General features: G+C 46.7%; 18 protein-coding genes. 7 read left to right on the forward strand and 11 right to left on the reverse strand.

The window, feature by feature from the left end; all coding sequences use genetic code 11:
- Positions 1-178: 178 nt before the first annotated feature.
- From MIC7113_RS04740 to MIC7113_RS35935, 3 genes are read right to left on the reverse strand one after another with little or no spacing between them, the layout of a single operon-like run.
- Complete coding sequence (locus tag MIC7113_RS04740) at positions 179-1,144, reverse strand: TRAFAC clade GTPase domain-containing protein (protein WP_015181034.1); 966 nt, start codon at positions 1,142-1,144, stop codon at positions 179-181.
- 18 nt (positions 1,145-1,162) lie between these two features.
- Positions 1,163-3,367 carry a hypothetical protein gene (locus tag MIC7113_RS04745; protein WP_015181035.1) on the reverse strand — a complete coding sequence of 735 codons (2,205 nt, stop codon included), beginning with the start codon at positions 3,365-3,367 and terminating at the stop codon, positions 1,163-1,165.
- 12 nt (positions 3,368-3,379) lie between these two features.
- Positions 3,380-3,751: a hypothetical protein gene (locus MIC7113_RS35935; protein ID WP_155897934.1), complete on the reverse strand. Its 372-nt coding sequence runs from the start codon at positions 3,749-3,751 to the stop codon at positions 3,380-3,382.
- Between the two features lie 93 nt (positions 3,752-3,844).
- Between MIC7113_RS35935 and MIC7113_RS04750 the strand changes: the two genes are divergently transcribed.
- The 3 genes from MIC7113_RS04750 to MIC7113_RS04760 all read left to right on the forward strand — a co-directional run bounded on the left by MIC7113_RS04750 (position 3,845) and on the right by MIC7113_RS04760 (position 6,340).
- Positions 3,845-4,678 (forward strand): DUF2382 domain-containing protein, encoded by an 834-nt coding sequence (locus MIC7113_RS04750; protein ID WP_015181036.1) that lies wholly within the window; start codon positions 3,845-3,847, stop codon positions 4,676-4,678.
- A gap of 270 nt (positions 4,679-4,948) precedes the next feature.
- Complete coding sequence (locus tag MIC7113_RS04755) at positions 4,949-5,272, forward strand: hypothetical protein (protein ID WP_015181037.1); 324 nt, start codon at positions 4,949-4,951, stop codon at positions 5,270-5,272.
- A gap of 150 nt (positions 5,273-5,422) precedes the next feature.
- Complete coding sequence (locus MIC7113_RS04760; RefSeq protein WP_015181038.1) at positions 5,423-6,340, forward strand: histone deacetylase family protein; 918 nt, start codon at positions 5,423-5,425, stop codon at positions 6,338-6,340.
- A 364-nt stretch (positions 6,341-6,704) separates the two neighbouring features.
- Here the strand turns inward: MIC7113_RS04760 and MIC7113_RS04765 are convergent, their stop codons facing one another.
- The 3 genes from MIC7113_RS04765 to MIC7113_RS35940 are packed head-to-tail and all read right to left on the reverse strand — an operon-like array spanning position 6,705 to position 8,616.
- On the reverse strand, positions 6,705-8,156 hold the full coding sequence (locus MIC7113_RS04765; protein WP_015181039.1) for a bifunctional orotidine-5'-phosphate decarboxylase/orotate phosphoribosyltransferase: 1,452 nt from the start codon (positions 8,154-8,156) through the stop codon (positions 6,705-6,707).
- A gap of 42 nt (positions 8,157-8,198) precedes the next feature.
- Positions 8,199-8,441: a CHAT domain-containing protein gene (locus tag MIC7113_RS04770; RefSeq protein ID WP_390464671.1), complete on the reverse strand. Its 243-nt coding sequence runs from the start codon at positions 8,439-8,441 to the stop codon at positions 8,199-8,201.
- Positions 8,442-8,451: 10 nt separating this feature from the next.
- Complete coding sequence (locus tag MIC7113_RS35940; RefSeq protein ID WP_226883594.1) at positions 8,452-8,616, reverse strand: tetratricopeptide repeat protein; 165 nt, start codon at positions 8,614-8,616, stop codon at positions 8,452-8,454.
- Between the two features lie 404 nt (positions 8,617-9,020).
- Between MIC7113_RS35940 and MIC7113_RS04775 the strand changes: the two genes are divergently transcribed.
- The 3 genes from MIC7113_RS04775 (at position 9,021) to MIC7113_RS04785 (ending at position 10,671) form a co-directional block, all read left to right on the forward strand.
- A complete protein-coding gene (locus MIC7113_RS04775; protein ID WP_015181040.1) occupies positions 9,021-9,230 on the forward strand; it encodes a hypothetical protein in 210 nt (69 codons plus the stop codon).
- A 444-nt stretch (positions 9,231-9,674) separates the two neighbouring features.
- The gene (locus MIC7113_RS04780; RefSeq protein WP_015181041.1) at positions 9,675-10,304 is read left to right on the forward strand and encodes a 4Fe-4S single cluster domain-containing protein; all 630 of its coding nucleotides are present in this window, start codon (positions 9,675-9,677) and stop codon (positions 10,302-10,304) included.
- A gap of 40 nt (positions 10,305-10,344) precedes the next feature.
- Complete coding sequence (locus MIC7113_RS04785; RefSeq protein ID WP_015181042.1) at positions 10,345-10,671, forward strand: hypothetical protein; 327 nt, start codon at positions 10,345-10,347, stop codon at positions 10,669-10,671.
- 108 nt (positions 10,672-10,779) lie between these two features.
- Here MIC7113_RS04785 and MIC7113_RS04790 read toward each other — a convergent pair whose 3' ends face one another.
- The 4 genes from MIC7113_RS04790 to MIC7113_RS37195 form a co-directional block, all read right to left on the reverse strand.
- Positions 10,780-11,655 (reverse strand): alpha/beta fold hydrolase, encoded by an 876-nt coding sequence (locus tag MIC7113_RS04790; protein ID WP_015181043.1) that lies wholly within the window; start codon positions 11,653-11,655, stop codon positions 10,780-10,782.
- Between the two features lie 60 nt (positions 11,656-11,715).
- Positions 11,716-12,165 (reverse strand): heavy metal-responsive transcriptional regulator, encoded by a 450-nt coding sequence (locus tag MIC7113_RS04795; RefSeq protein ID WP_041780463.1) that lies wholly within the window; start codon positions 12,163-12,165, stop codon positions 11,716-11,718.
- A gap of 222 nt (positions 12,166-12,387) precedes the next feature.
- Positions 12,388-12,681, reverse strand: a complete 294-nt coding sequence (locus MIC7113_RS04800) for a hypothetical protein (RefSeq protein ID WP_015181045.1) — start codon at positions 12,679-12,681, stop codon at positions 12,388-12,390.
- A 277-nt stretch (positions 12,682-12,958) separates the two neighbouring features.
- The gene (locus MIC7113_RS37195; RefSeq protein ID WP_015181046.1) at positions 12,959-13,129 is read right to left on the reverse strand and encodes a hypothetical protein; all 171 of its coding nucleotides are present in this window, start codon (positions 13,127-13,129) and stop codon (positions 12,959-12,961) included.
- 467 nt (positions 13,130-13,596) lie between these two features.
- On the opposite strand from MIC7113_RS37195, the gene ald reads away from it, so the two are divergent.
- On the forward strand, positions 13,597-14,685 hold the full coding sequence (gene ald / locus MIC7113_RS04810) for an alanine dehydrogenase (RefSeq protein WP_015181047.1): 1,089 nt from the start codon (positions 13,597-13,599) through the stop codon (positions 14,683-14,685).
- Positions 14,686-14,796: 111 nt separating this feature from the next.
- On the opposite strand, the gene MIC7113_RS04815 is transcribed toward ald, so the two are convergent.
- Positions 14,797-16,530 carry a putative bifunctional diguanylate cyclase/phosphodiesterase gene (locus MIC7113_RS04815; RefSeq protein ID WP_015181048.1) on the reverse strand — a complete coding sequence of 578 codons (1,734 nt, stop codon included), beginning with the start codon at positions 16,528-16,530 and terminating at the stop codon, positions 14,797-14,799.
- Between the last annotated feature and the right edge of the window lie 105 nt (positions 16,531-16,635).

Genomic DNA, 16,635 nt, shown 5'->3' on the forward strand with positions numbered 1-16,635 from the left:
CCCTACTCTCTCGCGCCAGAAGGAGCGAAGGCGCTTCAGTCTGGAGCAAGTGTTTGAATTTTTTGACGAGAATCGGTTCATTTACCTGCTGCTGACTATTTTTATCTATTTGCTGCCAACAGTAGTCATGTTTCTCAGAAACACCACGACTTAGGATGTAAATTTTCACTTCTAGCTCCTACTTAATATTTAGCCACTTTTCACCCTGTATCACTGTGAACCCCCAAGTAGATTTACAACCACTGGCAGTCTGACGAATTGCTTCCTTTAGGTGTTCATCCCAACCCAACCAAACACGTATGGGATTGAAGAATCCCCAGTTTTTCTGATCGAGATGGAGTTTCAATACGAACCGCAAGAGATACCGCAATGGTTGTTCACTATCCTTGGGACTGTATTCAGCATCATGCCCAGTCTTACGAAAGTAAAAATGTGGCGTACCATCAATCTCCCGAATATCTTTGAAAATCACAGTACCAATAGTCTGAACAGGCGTAACCACGCTGACTACCCAGGGAAGCAGAGCATCCGAACTGAAAAGATCCAGCAGTTTGGCATATTTATCCTTGACACTTTTCAGTAAAGCATTGGCAGATGTTAAGTCTTGTAAGTACTTCTCGCACCTAACAGGAGCTAAGATAACCAGTCGCGGTGAATTCATATCTTGGTATGTCCTTTGGAAGAAGTTGGTTATCTGCTGCGGCCTATTGATAGCGTCATGCCACTTACCGTCATCTTCCATTAATGCTGGAGCATCAATAGCGATAAGAACTGCAACACATTCATGCAGAAGTTCCTCGACAAACTTCTTGTTCTCAAGGGGTGATTTCTTGTCGAGGTATTTGCCTGGGAAGTCTTGAAAGTGTAGTTGTACAGAGGGCTTAACTCCCTTCTTTCCGAAAGCGAAAATGAAAGACTGGGGATTCTCAGTACCTTCAATTCCTCCTTTGGGTTCAAAATTGTCAGTCAGGCTTTTGAGTTCCCCCAAACGCTCTTGCAGAATTGCTGAGCTTTCCAAATCAGGCGTAAGTTGCAGATTGGCTTTACCAATAGTGTTCTCAAACTGCTCATACATAGCTGTCAAGAGACTGGTCTTACCTACACCAGTAGGCCCAAGCATAGCGATTTTAAGTTCTTGTGGCATCTAAGTCCTCTTACGTGGTTAGTTTAGAAATTGCATTGAATCTGATTGGTTTGTTGCTGCTGCACGCTCTACTGCATCTAGCCACTCTCGCCGTAGCCTTGTACGTTCACCTAGCTGCTCGAATTCACAAGGCCATACTGTTGAGCGCTCCTCATTCAAGAAAATTCGCCATTCGATCTTGACACCCTCTGCACGGAGTACCCGATCAAGAAATTCTTCTACGATCGCAAAAGCAGCTTGACTGGGTTCACACAGCAATTTTCCCAAGGCTTTTTCGCATTCATAAACAGCTTCGTCATGGAGCGTTTTGAGACTGACCATTACTTGCTGAGCATTGGGAGATTTGGAGAGCTTAAGGGTTGTTTTATCAGGGGTAAGACCATTCAGGCAGGTACGAATTCGGTGCTGGATCATTCCCCGATAAGAAAGCATGAACTCTGAGAGGATTTGAAACCCAAACTTCAGCCGACTGGGTTGCCCTGGTATTAGTTGCTCAGGCAGTTGCTCTGCGATTTCCCCAAGAAACTCACCTCCTCTTGCCTCTGTCAATCCTCCTAAACGACCCTGTTCAATTAGCACCTCTACCACCTGAAACTTGACCCGATCTAGGGAGCGCTTTAACCCGTTATCCAGAGACAGAAAGTGCTGTGATAGGTGGGCGCGAATCTCATTAAGGTACTTGTTGTAGGCGATTTCGTAAGATTTCTCGCGATCGCGGCTTACCTCAATCTCTTCAAGCGATGATGGAATTCCCGTATCATTGCGGCAGGTTTCGATAGCAGCTTCGACCTCTGCTTTGAAGTCAAGATCCTGCTCACCAATTTGCGTTCCGAGATTCCTAAGCAGTTTCTCAAGACCACTTGTGAGATTATTCCACAGTTGGTCGAATAACACCTCAAACTGTGCTGTCTCAGCAGGCTGCTTTGCTTGCCCCAAGGCATTTCGTGCCTTGTCTAACTCCGCCTTAACTGCACTCTGAAGTTGGCTCAAACGCTCCTGACAGGAGGATGCATATTGTTGATCAAGAGCAGTAATGTTGGCAGCTAGGTACTCTAGAACCCGATCTAAAACCTTGTTCGCCTCTTCAGAATTTGCACAATTAGCGATCGCCCACTCAGAAACGTTAATGTGTTTCTTGGCAATGTCCCCCGCCAAATCTTGGCAGTTTTTCGAGTTGTCCCCGTTTTTGGAGTCAGCACCTGTTTGGTTGAGAACCATAAAAGACCACAGCTTGAGTGGCAAATCAACCAACGCTGTGCTAGCCGTGTCATACAGTCGCACGTCTACATCAGCCCAGTAGTCGCCAGATGACTTTGGCATCCGAACAAAGAGAACTGCATCAACATCCTGACCCAGCGTTTTTACCAACCGTTCCGCGTCACCAATTCCCGTATCACCCAAACCAGGCATATCAACTAAGGCAATCTGACCCACCTCAGCATTGGGGAAGTTGCAGACAATTTTGACTTCTCGTACTGCAAGATAATTGAAATAGATGCGCTCACCCGCTAAATTGTCTTGAGCTACATATTGCCGAATTTCATCCCTGGCAATGCGGCGAGGTGAGGGTTCCCGCAACAGATGGCGATACTTTTCGAGATTTGCATGATATCCGCTCAGATGTTCGTACATTGCTCCATACTCAGCAAAGCCGCGAAGGTCGTTAGGCAGTGGCGGTAGCGGCTGGCTGGCAAAGTCTTGAATCGTCATTGGCTTTGCACCCAAGCGAAGCTTCTCATAGTAGGGGCTGAGGACTTCATCCAGAAATGATCGCTCTGAATAAAACCAGACCTCACCGTGAGTTTCCACACTCGGATTGTGGTGGATGGTGCTACGTACACCCGTGCAGTGCTGCCTGTCTCCATCCGGAATCTCAGCCGCCGTAAGTCCCGTTAAACTCTGCAATAGGCGGCTTTTTCCTTGTCGCGCACGTCCCACAACCCCAATATTGAGCGTGTCGCGGGAGAAACGTACTCTAAGCTTGCCCAATGCTTCCAATTCAGTGGCAATACTTAGCTGAATCGTCGAAAAATCGATTTCCTTCAGCTGTCCAATAACATTCGCGTCATCAACCCTTGTCAGCAGTTGATTGCGGTTCTCCTCAAGATTACGCAGTGCTGATGCCAGAGACTTCAGATTTGCCTCTACTCCTTCGATTTTCCGCGCCAAGGGACGACGCTTCTCAATAATGCTGGCAATTCTCGCAGTTCTATTTATATTCATGTAGCCGCGTTTTTAAGCCGTGTTGCGAAACCTACTTGACGGTAGATCAGTAACACCCACCAGGGGAATGTAGAATCTACCTAAAACAAGAACTGTCTTCCAAACGAAATTCAGTGAATTTACGGTTGTCCTCATCCCAACTACAACGGGGAAAGCGGCTGATCGAATCGGCGGGAGCGATCGCGCCTTCAAACCATCGGACGTGCAGTGCGTCATGTCCGGGGTATTAATTAAGTAATATCCTTCAGAACGGGATGCAGAGGTGTTAAACTCTCCAACATCTCTATCCGGTGAGGATGTACTTCCTGGGTTTCTATTAAATTTAAGTAAAGTTTGGTGAAGGAAAAAGGCATTAAGCACTAGCCAGATAAATGACTGGGTCATGAAACCCAATCGATCCGATATCTCTACCTATAGCAAGAGAAAATCGAACTCATTCCTGTATAACGTGGCAAGTGAAGATAGCAAAATAAAGTTATGGCACTTGCAAAAATTGCGGATTTTTATCCGAACTACAAACAAGATATTTTCGGTGGTGATGACATCAAAGGTTATGATGTTTATTCCGAAAATAACGAAAAAATTGGTAGCGTTTATGATGCCCTTCTAGATAATAATTCTGGTCGCTTCCGGTATTTCGTGGTTGATACGGGATTCTGGATTTTTGGTAAAAAGGTATTACTACCTATCGGTCGTGCGCGGATTGATTATGATCGGCACCGGGTTTATGCCACAAGCATGACGAGAGAGCAAGTAGAACACTTGCCTGAGTATAACGACAACATGACCGTTGATTACGATTACGAAGAACGAGTCAGAAACATTTATCGACCAGCTCAGACAGCAGCTACCACGCCGACCTACAACCGCAACAACTATACCTACGATCACGATCGAGAACTCTACGACACCAATGAGCAATCTCATCGCAATCTCAAGCTGTATGAAGAACGCCTGGTTGCCAACAAAGAGCGTCATAAGACAGGTGAAGTATCGATCGGCAAGCATGTTGAATCGGAAACCGCCAGGGTTTCTGTACCGGTTGAAAAAGAGCGCGTGATTATTGAGCGCAACAATCCTAGCGGGGCGAGAGAAGTTGCACCTGGTGAAGCTGATTTCCGGGAAGGGGAAGCAGCTCGGATGGAAGTCTATGAAGAGACAGCAGATATTCAGAAAAAAGCTTTTGTCCGTGAAGAAGTTGGCATCAAAAAAGAAGTAGTTCGTGACACGGTAAATGCAACAGAAAAGGTGCGTCGCGAAGAATTAGATCTTGATGTTGACGGCAGGCCAGTAATTGATAAAAATCGCTAGGTTATCGATACGATCCTTTGAGCATTTTTGTTGAATCAGTATCGTAAGCTTACTAAGCTGGGTAGGGACATGGCAATGCTGTGTCCCTACCCTATTTGGTTCGTGGTTGCAGTAGAAATACGGCGACAGTAAGGTATCGGTTAAAGCCAAATCCTAAAAAATGCCCTGCCCTGACACACCGTAACGCTTCAGGGTAACTGATTCAACTCTTGAGTCAACAAACGGGATAGAAACTGATAAACTACCAATTCTGATTGGTTGGTTATTGGTATGTTGAGGTCTAAATTCTTTCTGGTGTCTTTATCGGCTCTGCTTATTTCTACTCCTGCGGTAGCAGCAGAAACGTTAAATTCCCAACTCGTTAAGGCCGTCTGTCGTCAGGAGTGGTGGAGAGCTATTCGTGTGGTTGATAGAATGGCAGTTGTATCTGAGCCTCAATATCGTAAGCCGTTACGCGCTTACCGTAACCGATTGGTTCGTATCGCTCGCTCTGGTGCGCCAGCCATGAGTCCTGATTGTGCCAGGGATGGTCTGCCCCGCTCAGGAATACCGAATATTCAGCTAATGCCTTCAGAGTTCCGACCACCAGAGTGATATTTAGCTAGAACAATTAGGAGTTTGCGATCGCTCTTCTCTTTCGGTACGAATGCTCACCCGAAGGCTTTGCTCCGCCCAGGCATCCGATGACAATGAAGTAGTCACTGTAAACATCTCGCTTCCTTAAGTGCCTCCCTAGCTCGAACTATGCTGCCCGTTATTTATTCCGATCAATTTCTCAATCATGACAATGGTCGATTTCACCCAGAACGACCAGAACGTCTAACCGCCATTGTAAACGCCCTCAAAGCCGCACCTTGGGCTGACAAACTGGAGTGGCAGCTACCGACGCCCGTGGAAACACGTTCCGTGATGCCTCTTTTGCAACAAATTCATGCCCCACTCTACATTGAACGGGTTCGGGAAATTGCCACGAGTGGCGGTGGAATGCTGGACGCAGATACAGCCATTTCTCCTCGCAGTTATGATGTAGCCCTGCTAGCCGTTAGTGCTTGGTTAGATGGGGTGGATCGGGTTCTCGCAACTGACAATCCCGCCTTTGTCCTCGCACGTCCACCCGGACACCATGCTGAGCGAGAGAGGGGGATGGGATTTTGCTTATTTTCTAATGCTGCGATCGCCGCTTACTATGCCTTAAAACAACCCGGTATCCATCGCGTTGGTATTCTGGATTGGGATGTTCATCACGGTAACGGTACACAAGATATTGTGGAGAGCGACGCCCAAATTGCCTACTGTTCGCTGCATCAACATCCCTGCTATCCCGGTACGGGTCAAGCGAGTGAGCGGGGGTTATATAAAAATGTACTCAATCTCCCCATGCCACCGGGCAGCACAGTTGCGAATTACCAGCCCATGTTTGAGCAGAAAATCCTGCCGTTTTTCCGAGATTTTCAGCCAGATTTACTGATTATCAGTGCGGGTTATGATGCCACTGGGGATGACCCCTTGGCAGGAATTGCTCTCAATCCACAAGATTTTGGACTCTTTACTCAGTCGTGTCTGCAACTGACTCGTCGCATTCTTTTTGGTTTAGAAGGGGGTTATCATCTTACCGCCCTTGCTCAGTCAGTCGTGGCGACGATTGAAAGTTGCTTGACTTGAGGGTTACCGAAGAAAGGCAGAGGGCAGGAGGCAGGAGGCAGAAGGTAAAAAATACAATTTTTGCCCTCTGCTAAAAGGGTTTAAAGCCCCTAAATTTATTTATGAAAAAAGGTAAAAAAATGTATTTTGAGACGCGCAGCACAAAAAATACAGCGTCCTTTATAAATCCCCTAAATTTATTTATGGGGATTACCTCCTGCCTCCTGCCTTCGTCCTCCTGCCTCCTTAACTAACTAACCTGATCACCCGCCGTTACATCTTGCTTGTTTATCCATCCACACAGAGGAAAAAAAGGAGAGATCAGTTCAGTTTTCGACTCTCTATAAGCGTTGCACACAGAGCTGAGCAATTCGTTAAATATCACTCAATGGGACTGTGCAAAAGCTTGGAACTGTTCCTCACTAATCCGCCCTGCTTGATACAGGGTTTCAGTAATTTCAGAAATTGTTAATACTGAATGCGCTCGATAACCATTGGCTTTTAGTCTGTCTTTGACCCCTTGTTCATGGTCGAGAAAAACGACGATATCTTCGACTTTTAATCCTGCCGATTTTATCTTTTCGGCTCCTTCCATTACACTCTTCCCACTGATGAGAATGTCATCTACCACAACAATCATTTCTCCTGGTTCAAAGTGACCTTCAATCACCCTCCTTGTACCGTGTGCTTTGACTTCCTTGCGGGGAAAAATCATCGGGTGATTCAGCCGCAAAGATAATCCGGTTGCTGTGGGTAAGGAACCATAGGGAATACCTGCGATGCGGTCAAAAGTGAGGTCTTTGAGGATATGTTCATAGGCAGTGAGGACTTGATGAAAGATTTGGGGGTTAGAGATGATTTTCCGCAGGTCGATGTAGTAAGGAAATACTGCGCCTGATGCCTGAACAAACTCGCCGAATAAAATGCAACCAATGTCATAGAGTTGCAAAATCAAATCTTGATAAGGATGCTGTTCTAAAAAACAAACATCTGGCATCCACAAATCACAAGTCGTACCGTCCTGAACAATCTGTTGTCTGGTTTGATTAATCGACTGACGTAGTGGCTCGATCGCCACAGCAGGTTTCTCACTGGATAAGATATCCTGGGGAACTGGAATCAGCAGTCCATCACCGTTGTCATTCAATCCTGCGGCGAGGATTTCGCTAAGGTTGCCACCGCCTTCTGCCCAGATGCTTCGTGCTAGGATAATTCGTTCGGGAGCAACCGCACGGATACGTGCCATAATTTCGGCGTTGGTAGTTCCCACTTCGAGGGCCAATTGTTCAGGAGTCCCCCAATTTTTCGCCTCTTTGACCACTTGCAAGTACAGGGGAGACTCCGGCGTGGGATATTGCTGCAAAGAGACGGCACCCGGATTCGAGGTGGAACACAGAACAAACACCGCCTTACCGGGATAAATCAAAAACGGTGCAATATGATCTTGCCCGGAGTAGGGAGTCAGGGTAATCGCATCCACCTGCCACTGTGTAAAGACGGTTTGGGCAAAGATGGTACTGGTATTGAGGTCACCGTGTTTGGCGTCTAAAATGATGGGAATGTGAGCCGGGATAGCCGTGAGGGTTTTGTGTAGCAGTTCCATGCCTGGAACCCCTAACGCCTTGTAAAAGCCAAACGTCGGCTTATAGGCACAGACTAAATCTGAGGTTTCCCCGATCAGAAATTGCAGCCAATCCCACAAGTCCTCAATGAGACTGTCTTTGTCTTCTCCTCCACAGTAATGCGTGGGCATCATTTCTGGGTTGGGATCGAGTCCCACTACCAGCAAGCTTTGGTTTTGTGCGATCGCTGCATTCAGTTTCTCGAAAAAGTCCATTAGGATTGCCCTGTATGAAAACCCATTGCCTAACCATCCAGGTTAAGACTCATAAAGATTTTTCTCAATTATGAATGCGATCGCACTTCCAATTCCTCGCACATCATCCAATAAGCCATGCGTTGCTAGATGAATGATTCGCGCTTTAGGCATCAGTTGCTCAATCGCTGACTTAGTAGCATCTTTGCCGATGATGGCTTTTGTGTTAAGGAGGGGTGCGATCGCTTTTGCCTCCTGTTCAGCACCTGGAAGCGGGTCTAGCTGTTGAGGCTTCTCTCCAGGCACAGGTGGCACACTAGTGCAAGAAGGCAGAGTCGTTAATTTGCCGTGCGATCGCTAACCACTGCTGAGTGTACTCAATCGCCTTGGCATAGTCTCCCAGGGAAAGGTAAGCAAGACCCAGATTGCCCAGAGCTTTCCCCTCACTTTGTTGGTCTTTAATCTCCCGTGCCAGCGCCAAAGGTGAGGATGGTAAATAAGGATGAAAATGGTTACTGTAGGGGGCTATTGAAAGATGAGTGGCAAAATCTGAGTTGAGAAACCTCTGCTACGATGCGCTGAGCAATGACTTGAAGAGAAATAACGTATTTCTTAGCAATTCACATAGTTTCGTAACCTAAATTCTGACAATTAATCGTGCAATATAACACTTCGTTACTCAATCATTTACGGAGTCCACTTCAGAGGTAAATATGGAGCTAAGGGCAAAGGATAGAGGTGAGAGACAGACTCAACCCTACTTTCCCTGGCGCTGATATTACACACCCGATCGCCCAAATCTGCACTTATCTTTGGCAGTCCCGATTGGGTGAGTCATGACCACTCCCAGCGCCGTTTGAGAAAAAAGTTCGTAGAGTGAGAACTATGACTATTTCCCCTCGTCGGGTATACGCCCAGCTCAGAAAGATTGACCAAGTTGATTCCATGACTAGTGCACTTTACCGTGAGCTTGCTCAAGATGTGCTAGCGACACCTGGAGTCAGCATAGCCATGAAACAAGCGATCGCCGAGCGTCTCAACCAAGCCAATCGCCGACTGGGACGGCAAACCGTTGGTGGTGAGGACAGCTACTAAGCGGATGTATCTTGAACTGGCATCTTCGGAGCGCCAGAATCAGACAAAAACGCTCCATATACCATTTGAGTAAAGATTAGCTTCAAGACTACAACAATTAACTTTATAACAGGGCGCGGCTGTGCGCCCTATTGCTTTATTTAGTGCATTTTCACAAACTAACGCCGACACATATCGGCGATAAAAACAGCATAAAACCTGCTTTAATTTCCAGTAAAAATGCTTTAAATTTTTAGAAAATATTTCTAAAAATTTAGTAATTTAGGTTAAAGTAACTTTTTATAAAAATGAACGAATAAACATTCATTCTTAAATATAAATTCGCTATTCTCTTAATAGACCAACTATACAATTAAGCTTTCTACCATCAGGGATACTTAACAAAGCTCAAAAACTCTGCGTGAACCTCCGCGCTCCTGTGCGATCAAAAAACCTAACAGAGCCATGAAAAACCCAACTAACGTTCGACCCCCAGAACTAGAAGAAATTCCCCCTGGATATCTGAATATCATGGGCTACGTGGACGAATCAGAAGTCAATGGCCCTGGCTGCCGCGCCGTAGTTTGGGTACAGGGGTGTAAGCGAGAGTGTCCCGGATGTTTCAACCCGGAATCGTGGTCGTTTGAGATTAACAAACTAATAGAAATTAAAGAGCTAGCCAGTCAAATTTTGAGCAATTCTCGCAACCAGGGCGTAACCTTTTCGGGAGGGGAACCGTTTTGGCAAGCACCAGCGCTTACTCAGTTAGCCCAGCGCTTAAAAACTGCTGGATTTAACGTCATGTCTTTTACAGGATTTACCTTAGAAGAACTGCGTTCTGAACGAGCGCCCCTTGGCGCTTCCGAGTTGCTTGAACAGTTAGACATCCTAGTCGATGGTCCCTACGTGGAATCCTTAGCCATCAATTCCCCAGATTCCCTCGTGTCGTCCCGCAATCAACGGGTTCATGTGTTCAATCCCGCCTTGAAAGACAAACTGAACTGGGCAAGTGATCAGATGGAAATACACATCCTGAAAGATGGTAGCCGCATTATCACGGGTTTTCGAGGTCAGAATGGTTTGAGTGAAAGCTGAACTACTATGCTTAATTGTGGTGTGGTTCAACGAGGACAATATGTCAGAGTTTCTAGATTTTCTGAGACATAAGTTTGCCTACGTGGCGATCGCAGAATTCAAACCTGGGAAGTTTGAAGAGGCCAAGCATCTCTATGAAAAAGCGGTTTCCACCTACGCCGAAGGCTTTAAAGGAGCCTACCTGCTGCAAAAGCCAGGAACTGACGAAGGAATTGCCGTCATTTTTTGGGACAATGTGGGAGATATGGAAGCCAATCAAAACGAGGCTTATCAGGCCATCTTAAATGAGATGACGCCGCTGTTTGCTAAGGCACCGAACACTGATTTCTATGAACTGGTGAGTGAAATTCATCCCGTAGAAGAATAATTTTTGGCGGGTAAAAATTTCTTAATGGTTCTACTGGGTCAGGAGATTCTTCACTCACTTTTAAGATTCTCCTACCCCTTTTGTGGGCAATGTTTTTCTCAGCCAAAATTAAACATCACAAAGGGTTTCCGAGGTAGAGTTATGCTCTCTCTGCTTTTGTAAAAAAGCTTGAACCGTTTGATTAAAGGCTTCAGGCTTTAACAAAAACGGCCAATGATTACCAGGAACTTGGCAAAGTTGTAAATTTTTTAAGTAAGTTTTGTAGGGTTTGAGTTGCCAATTTTTGCGGTTCACCCCTGTTTCGGGTTGGATAAACAGGGTGGGAATATCAATTGAGTCAGTCAACCCTGCAACCCGCATTACGTCCTCAAAAATTTGATCCCGGGCTGGGATCGTAAACTTGCTGCCCCAACCACCATCCGGTTTTTGTTCAATGCCGGCTTGGAAAACTTGCTGTTGCAAGGAACTCCATCCCTGATATAAATTTAACTGACGTGCTTGATTTAAGGCTTGCTCATAACTCGCAAATGGTCCCATGCCCTGGAGAAACGGCAATACACGGTACAGTAGGGGAAAAGTAACCTTCATTACGCTGGGCATTTTCCAGACAAAAATCGGATCGACTAGAATCATACTTCGCAAACGCTGTGGATGTTGTCGTGCCCAGATCAGTGCGACTTTGCCAGTCCAAGAGTGACCTAGAACATGAGCATCAGACCACCCCAGGTGTTCCATTAAGGCTTCTAAATCTGCGATCGCATCGGTAAAGGTATAACCCCTATCCGGCTTGCTACTTTCGCCATGACCGCGCATATCGGGTGCAACAATATGGTAATGCTCAGATAGGTAATCTCCCAAGCTTGACCAAACGAGGGCGTGGTCTGCTAAACCATGCAACAACAATAAGGGAACATTTCCCTGGTTCCACTCTAGGTAAGAAATTTGGATATCCGGCAAGGATAAGGTTTGACGTAGAGGTACCATAGCTATATTGCAGCCGTTGAGAGACGCATCGCTAGATATCTTACTCCCCCGCGTGAAAATTCAATCACTTATAGGTTCTTGAATGTTGGGGCAAATTGTCTGGGCAATCCGATCGCTGGGGGGTTGTTCTTGCCAGCCAGAAAGTAAACCCAACAGTTCCGATTTGAGAATTTCTAAGGCTTCGATTTGCTCCGTAATCGCCTCTACTTTGAGCAGTAAATGTTGCTTTACTGCCCCACAAGGCAATTCACCGGAATCGTGGACTCCTAGGATGTCGCGAATCTCACTAAGGCTGAGTCCTAAAGATTGCGATCGCTTAATAAATGCGAGTCGATTGAGGACTTGGCTGTTAAACAGACGGTAGCCAGATTCCGCACGAGTTGTTGTCGGTTCGAGCAGACCAATCTCCTCATAGTAGCGAATTGTCTTAACCGACATGCCTGTCAGATTGGCAACTTCGCCAATCTTAAGTTGATGATGGACACTCTGTGCCGCATCGCTGTGCCCTATCTGTCTCTTCGCCTGTGTATCAGAGGAATTCTTCCCCTTCATGGGATGTTTGGCATTACTGGGAAAGGGTTGATCGGGTTTCGCTTCACTATCGAGAGCAGAGTTGCCCATCGTTTTTTGAGTTGGGGTGAACGAGAAGCGTGAGTTAAGTGCTTGCCCAGGCTAATCGCTCAAAGCCTGTGACAACAGGGCATGATCCTGAAACGATTATCAGCCCATCGCCTAGCGAGGCGGCTGACGCTTCGCCGTACTCAGGATTGGTAAGGCCGGTCGCGACGAGGATGGGGGAAGATAGTGTGTTACAGGCTGATCGGCTAGTTCAGTCTCTCGACGCTGACTTTGCCACCAACGAAGTGCTACAGCTAGCACCACCATCATCAACCCAAAACTGAGCAACGACCAGCGTTCACCTACGCCGCCAATCACAGCGTCTACCGATCCGACAATAACAATAAAGCTAGAAATTGGCTCTTTGCGGTAAGCCGCCTTTAAAATTCGAGGCAATAAAGCATTCATCACGGCTTGTTACTTACTCTATTTTACTAAGTATTTAATCTACTTCCAGGTTATCTCATTCGCGTCCGAACAACGAGCAGTAGCTAGAGGTCTGATTCTCTAGATTTTTCATCGTCTTCTCACCTTTGACAACCCTAGTCACTGGGTTAGGCCGCGTCATGAATTTTCTGGATTCACCTAGAAATAGATGGTTGACCAATGGGTTAGTCTGTTCAAGTTTCACAAGACGGATGAAAGACCTCAAGAGTTTCTACTGAGTTAGAGTCGAATTGTGATTCTATTTCAAACCCAGCCAGGTTAGTAATCCTTGACCCGTCGAGTACTCAATAATCACAGTCAAGATAAAACCAATCATCGCAGCTCGACCATTTAATCGCTCTGCATAGTCGTTGAAGCCAAACTTAGGTTCTTCTAGCTGGGGAGTTGTGGTTGGTTTGGGCTGGGTCATTGTTTTATTGCCTCACGTTTCTTAGTTACAATCCTTTAACAATTTTAATCGTTCTTCAAGAATGAATCCTTGTCAAGTCTAGATTCGGGGATTGGGGATCAGGAAAATTTTCTTCAGTGCCTTACCCCTAGGCACTTTCTAGCTAAGAGGTTATTCCGCCCACAAATTTTAATGGTCATACTGGTATTTAAGACCTCTTGAAGATAGCAGCCGTCTGCTCAAGGCTCGATCCCACAAGGAGGGTTTGAAGGCGGCTCAATTTGTTCAAGTCTTGTACTGAAAATGCTAGTAGGCTATTCGTTTTGAGCCGAATGCATCGGTGAACGAGATTTGTGTCGCCGCAGACTAGACGCTGTCGCCAACTGGTGCAAGATCAGACTCAGCAACTCTTACAAGGTGTCCGAATTCATTATTCACCGTTGCGGAATGCCGTCAGGAAAGCATCGGTATTTAATAGAGGTAAAAAGATGGAAATAGGTGTCCCTAGAGAAACGAAAGACCAAGAATTTCGTGTCGGTTTAAGTCCCAGTAGCGTCCGGGTACTGAGCGAAGCTGGCCATAGGGTCTTTGTGGAGCAGGGTGCAGGGGTTGGTGCGGGTTTCACGGATGAAGACTACGAACAGGCAGGAGCCAGCATTGTCTCGCAGGCCGCTGAAGCTTGGAATCGGGAACTGGTGGTCAAGGTCAAGGAACCACTGAAGCCAGAGTACCAGTTTCTGCAAAAAGGACAGCTGCTGTTTACATATCTACACTTAGCAGCGGATCGCTCTCTAACAGAGCACTTGATTGATTGTGGAGTGAGTGCGATCGCCTATGAAACGGTCGAACTTCCCGATGGGAAACTGCCCTTACTCACGCCCATGAGCATCATTGCAGGTCGCCTTGCCGTGCAATTTGGAGCCAGGTATCTAGAGCGCCAACAGGGAGGACGGGGTGTTCTTTTGGGTGGGATTCCCGGCGTTAGACCCGGTAAAGTGGTGATTATCGGTGGTGGTGTTGTCGGCACAGAAGCGGCTCGAATTGCCGTGGGGATGGGTGCCCAAGTGCAAATTTTTGATGTGAATGTAGATCGCTTAGCTTATCTAGAAACCTTGTTCGGTTCCAGAGTTGAGCTGCTCTATAGTAATTCTGCGTCTATTGATGAAATGGTTCCAGAGGCCGATTTACTCATCGGTGCGGTTTTAGTCCCAGGGCGTCGGGCACCCATTTTGGTGCATCGGAGTCTAGTGCAAAAGATGCATCCGGGTTCGGTGATTGTTGATGTTGCCGTCGATCAAGGCGGCTGCATTGAGACATTACGACCCACCTCTCACAGCAATCCCACTTATATCGAGGAGGGGGTTGTCCACTTTGGTGTTCCTAATATGCCGGGAGCTGTACCTTGGACAGCAACACAGGCACTGAATAATAGTACACTTCCCTACGTCCTGAAGCTGGCGAATCACGGATTAGGCGCTCTAAAACTCGACTCTGCATTGGGTAAAGGTCTGAATATCCAGAACTATCAGCTCGTTCACCCAGCCGTGCAGCAGGTGTTTCCAGATTTAGTCGGGTAATGAGTTACAGCAGGTTGCAAGTCAATAAAGTACATTGATTGGTCAATTGCTGTTACTGTACTTCATCAACCTGCAATCTGCTGTAAGCGTTTTGCTGCCAGTGAATCGCTCTCAACTCGACGAGAGTGGCAGGCGTTTGCTACCACTGAGTACCTCTTCAAAGGCGGGGGCGGATAAAGGAGGGCTGAACCAATAACCCTGAATCTGATCGCACTGATGCCCATAGAAAAAGGCGAGTTCAGCTTCAGTTTCCACTCCTTCCGCAACGACTTTTAGATTCAGACTTTGAGCCATTTGCAGAATCGCGGTTGTAATTGCCGCATTTTTAGCATCTTGTGTCAGCGAAGAGACAAATGAACGATCAATCTTCAAAATATCGAAAGGCAATTGTCCCAGATAACTTAAAGATGAATAACCTGTGCCAAAATCATCAATGGAGATTTGAATACCGAGGGATTTTAATTCGCTCAACGTTGCGATCGCCACGTCAGGATTTTCCATGACCGTACTTTCCGTGAGTTCTAACTCTAAATACCTGGGATCAAGTCCAGTTTCTCTAAGAATCTCAACGATTAACTCACCTAGGTGGGGTTGACTAAACTGATGTCCGGATAAATTCACCGCGATCCGAATCGGGGGTAAGCCAGCGGTTTGCCAGCCTTGAGCTTGGACACAAGCGGTCTTGAGAATCCACTCTCCCAATGGGATAATGAAACCCGTCTTCTCTGCCAAAGGAATAAATTCAGACGGCGAGATAAAGCCTCGCTCTGGATGAAGCCAACGCACCAAGGCTTCTGCCCCTTCAACTTCTCCGGTTCGCAAATTCACCTTGGGCTGATAGTAAACTTGAAATTCTTGGCGTTCCAAAGCTTGACGCAGCTCAAGTTCTAGTAAGAGTTCTTCTTGAGATTGAGTCCCGATTGAGGCGATGTAAAACTGATAAGCTGTGTTTCCCAGCTTCTGGGCTTCTTCTCTCGCTGCACTGGCATGTTTGATTAAGGTATCAATATCGCGCCCATCGCGACCAAAGAAAGCAATCCCAATCCTAGCCCTGAGAAAAAGTTCATGAGTACCCACAAGCAAGGGAGAGGAAAAAGCCTCAATCAGAGTTTCCGCTATCTTTGCCACCTCACCGCGATGAGTATTTGAGGTCAGCAGAATTACAAATTGAGCCGCACCTAAATGAGCAATAGTATCCAGTGGACTGATGCAATTCTGAAGACGTTCTGCAATGGCTTTGACTAACAAGTCCCCACTGGTGGGCCCAAGGGTATTGTGCAGCCGTTTGAGTTGCTCAAAACCAATGGAGAGCAGGGGAATCTTGCGCTTGCGGGTATTCCCTTGAGCGAGTAACTGATTAAACCGCTCTTCCAATAACAGTTGATTGGGCAGGTTAGTCAAATGGTTATAACGCAGCAGGTAGTCCAGTTGAGCTTGTGTCTGCTCCAGTTCAAGAGTATGTCGCTGAGCCAAAGAAGCCTTTTTTTGCAGTCGAGTGGCAATCGCTTCTAGGAGTTCAGCCCTGGTAAATGGCTTGGTGAGGTAATCATCTGCCCCTAAAGTCATGGCCTGACGCCAATCGGCGCGATCCGCTTTGGCGGTAAGAAAAATGAAGGGTATGCTCGCGGTGGTTGGGTCTTGTTGCAACACCTTCAAGACACCGTAACCATCCAGAATGGGCATGAGAATGTCGCAAATAATCAAATCAGGCTGCTCACTACGCGCTAGCTGCACTCCACGGCTACCATTCTCTGCACCGATGGCCTGGAACCCTTCCGCACTCAGGAGTTTAAGTAGATTAATCCGAATGGATCGCTCGTCTTCAATTACGAGAATTTTATACATCGGTTTGAGTCCTTCAAATAGGTTAAATTGACACGATAACGTGACGGAAGTGTTTTGTGGCGATGAAGTGAGCTGTTGATTTAACCCTGGCTTGACAAGAGCGGA

The organism is Allocoleopsis franciscana PCC 7113, from assembly GCF_000317515.1.
In the GTDB taxonomy this organism is placed as follows: Bacteria; Cyanobacteriota; Cyanobacteriia; order Cyanobacteriales; family Coleofasciculaceae; genus Allocoleopsis; species Allocoleopsis franciscana.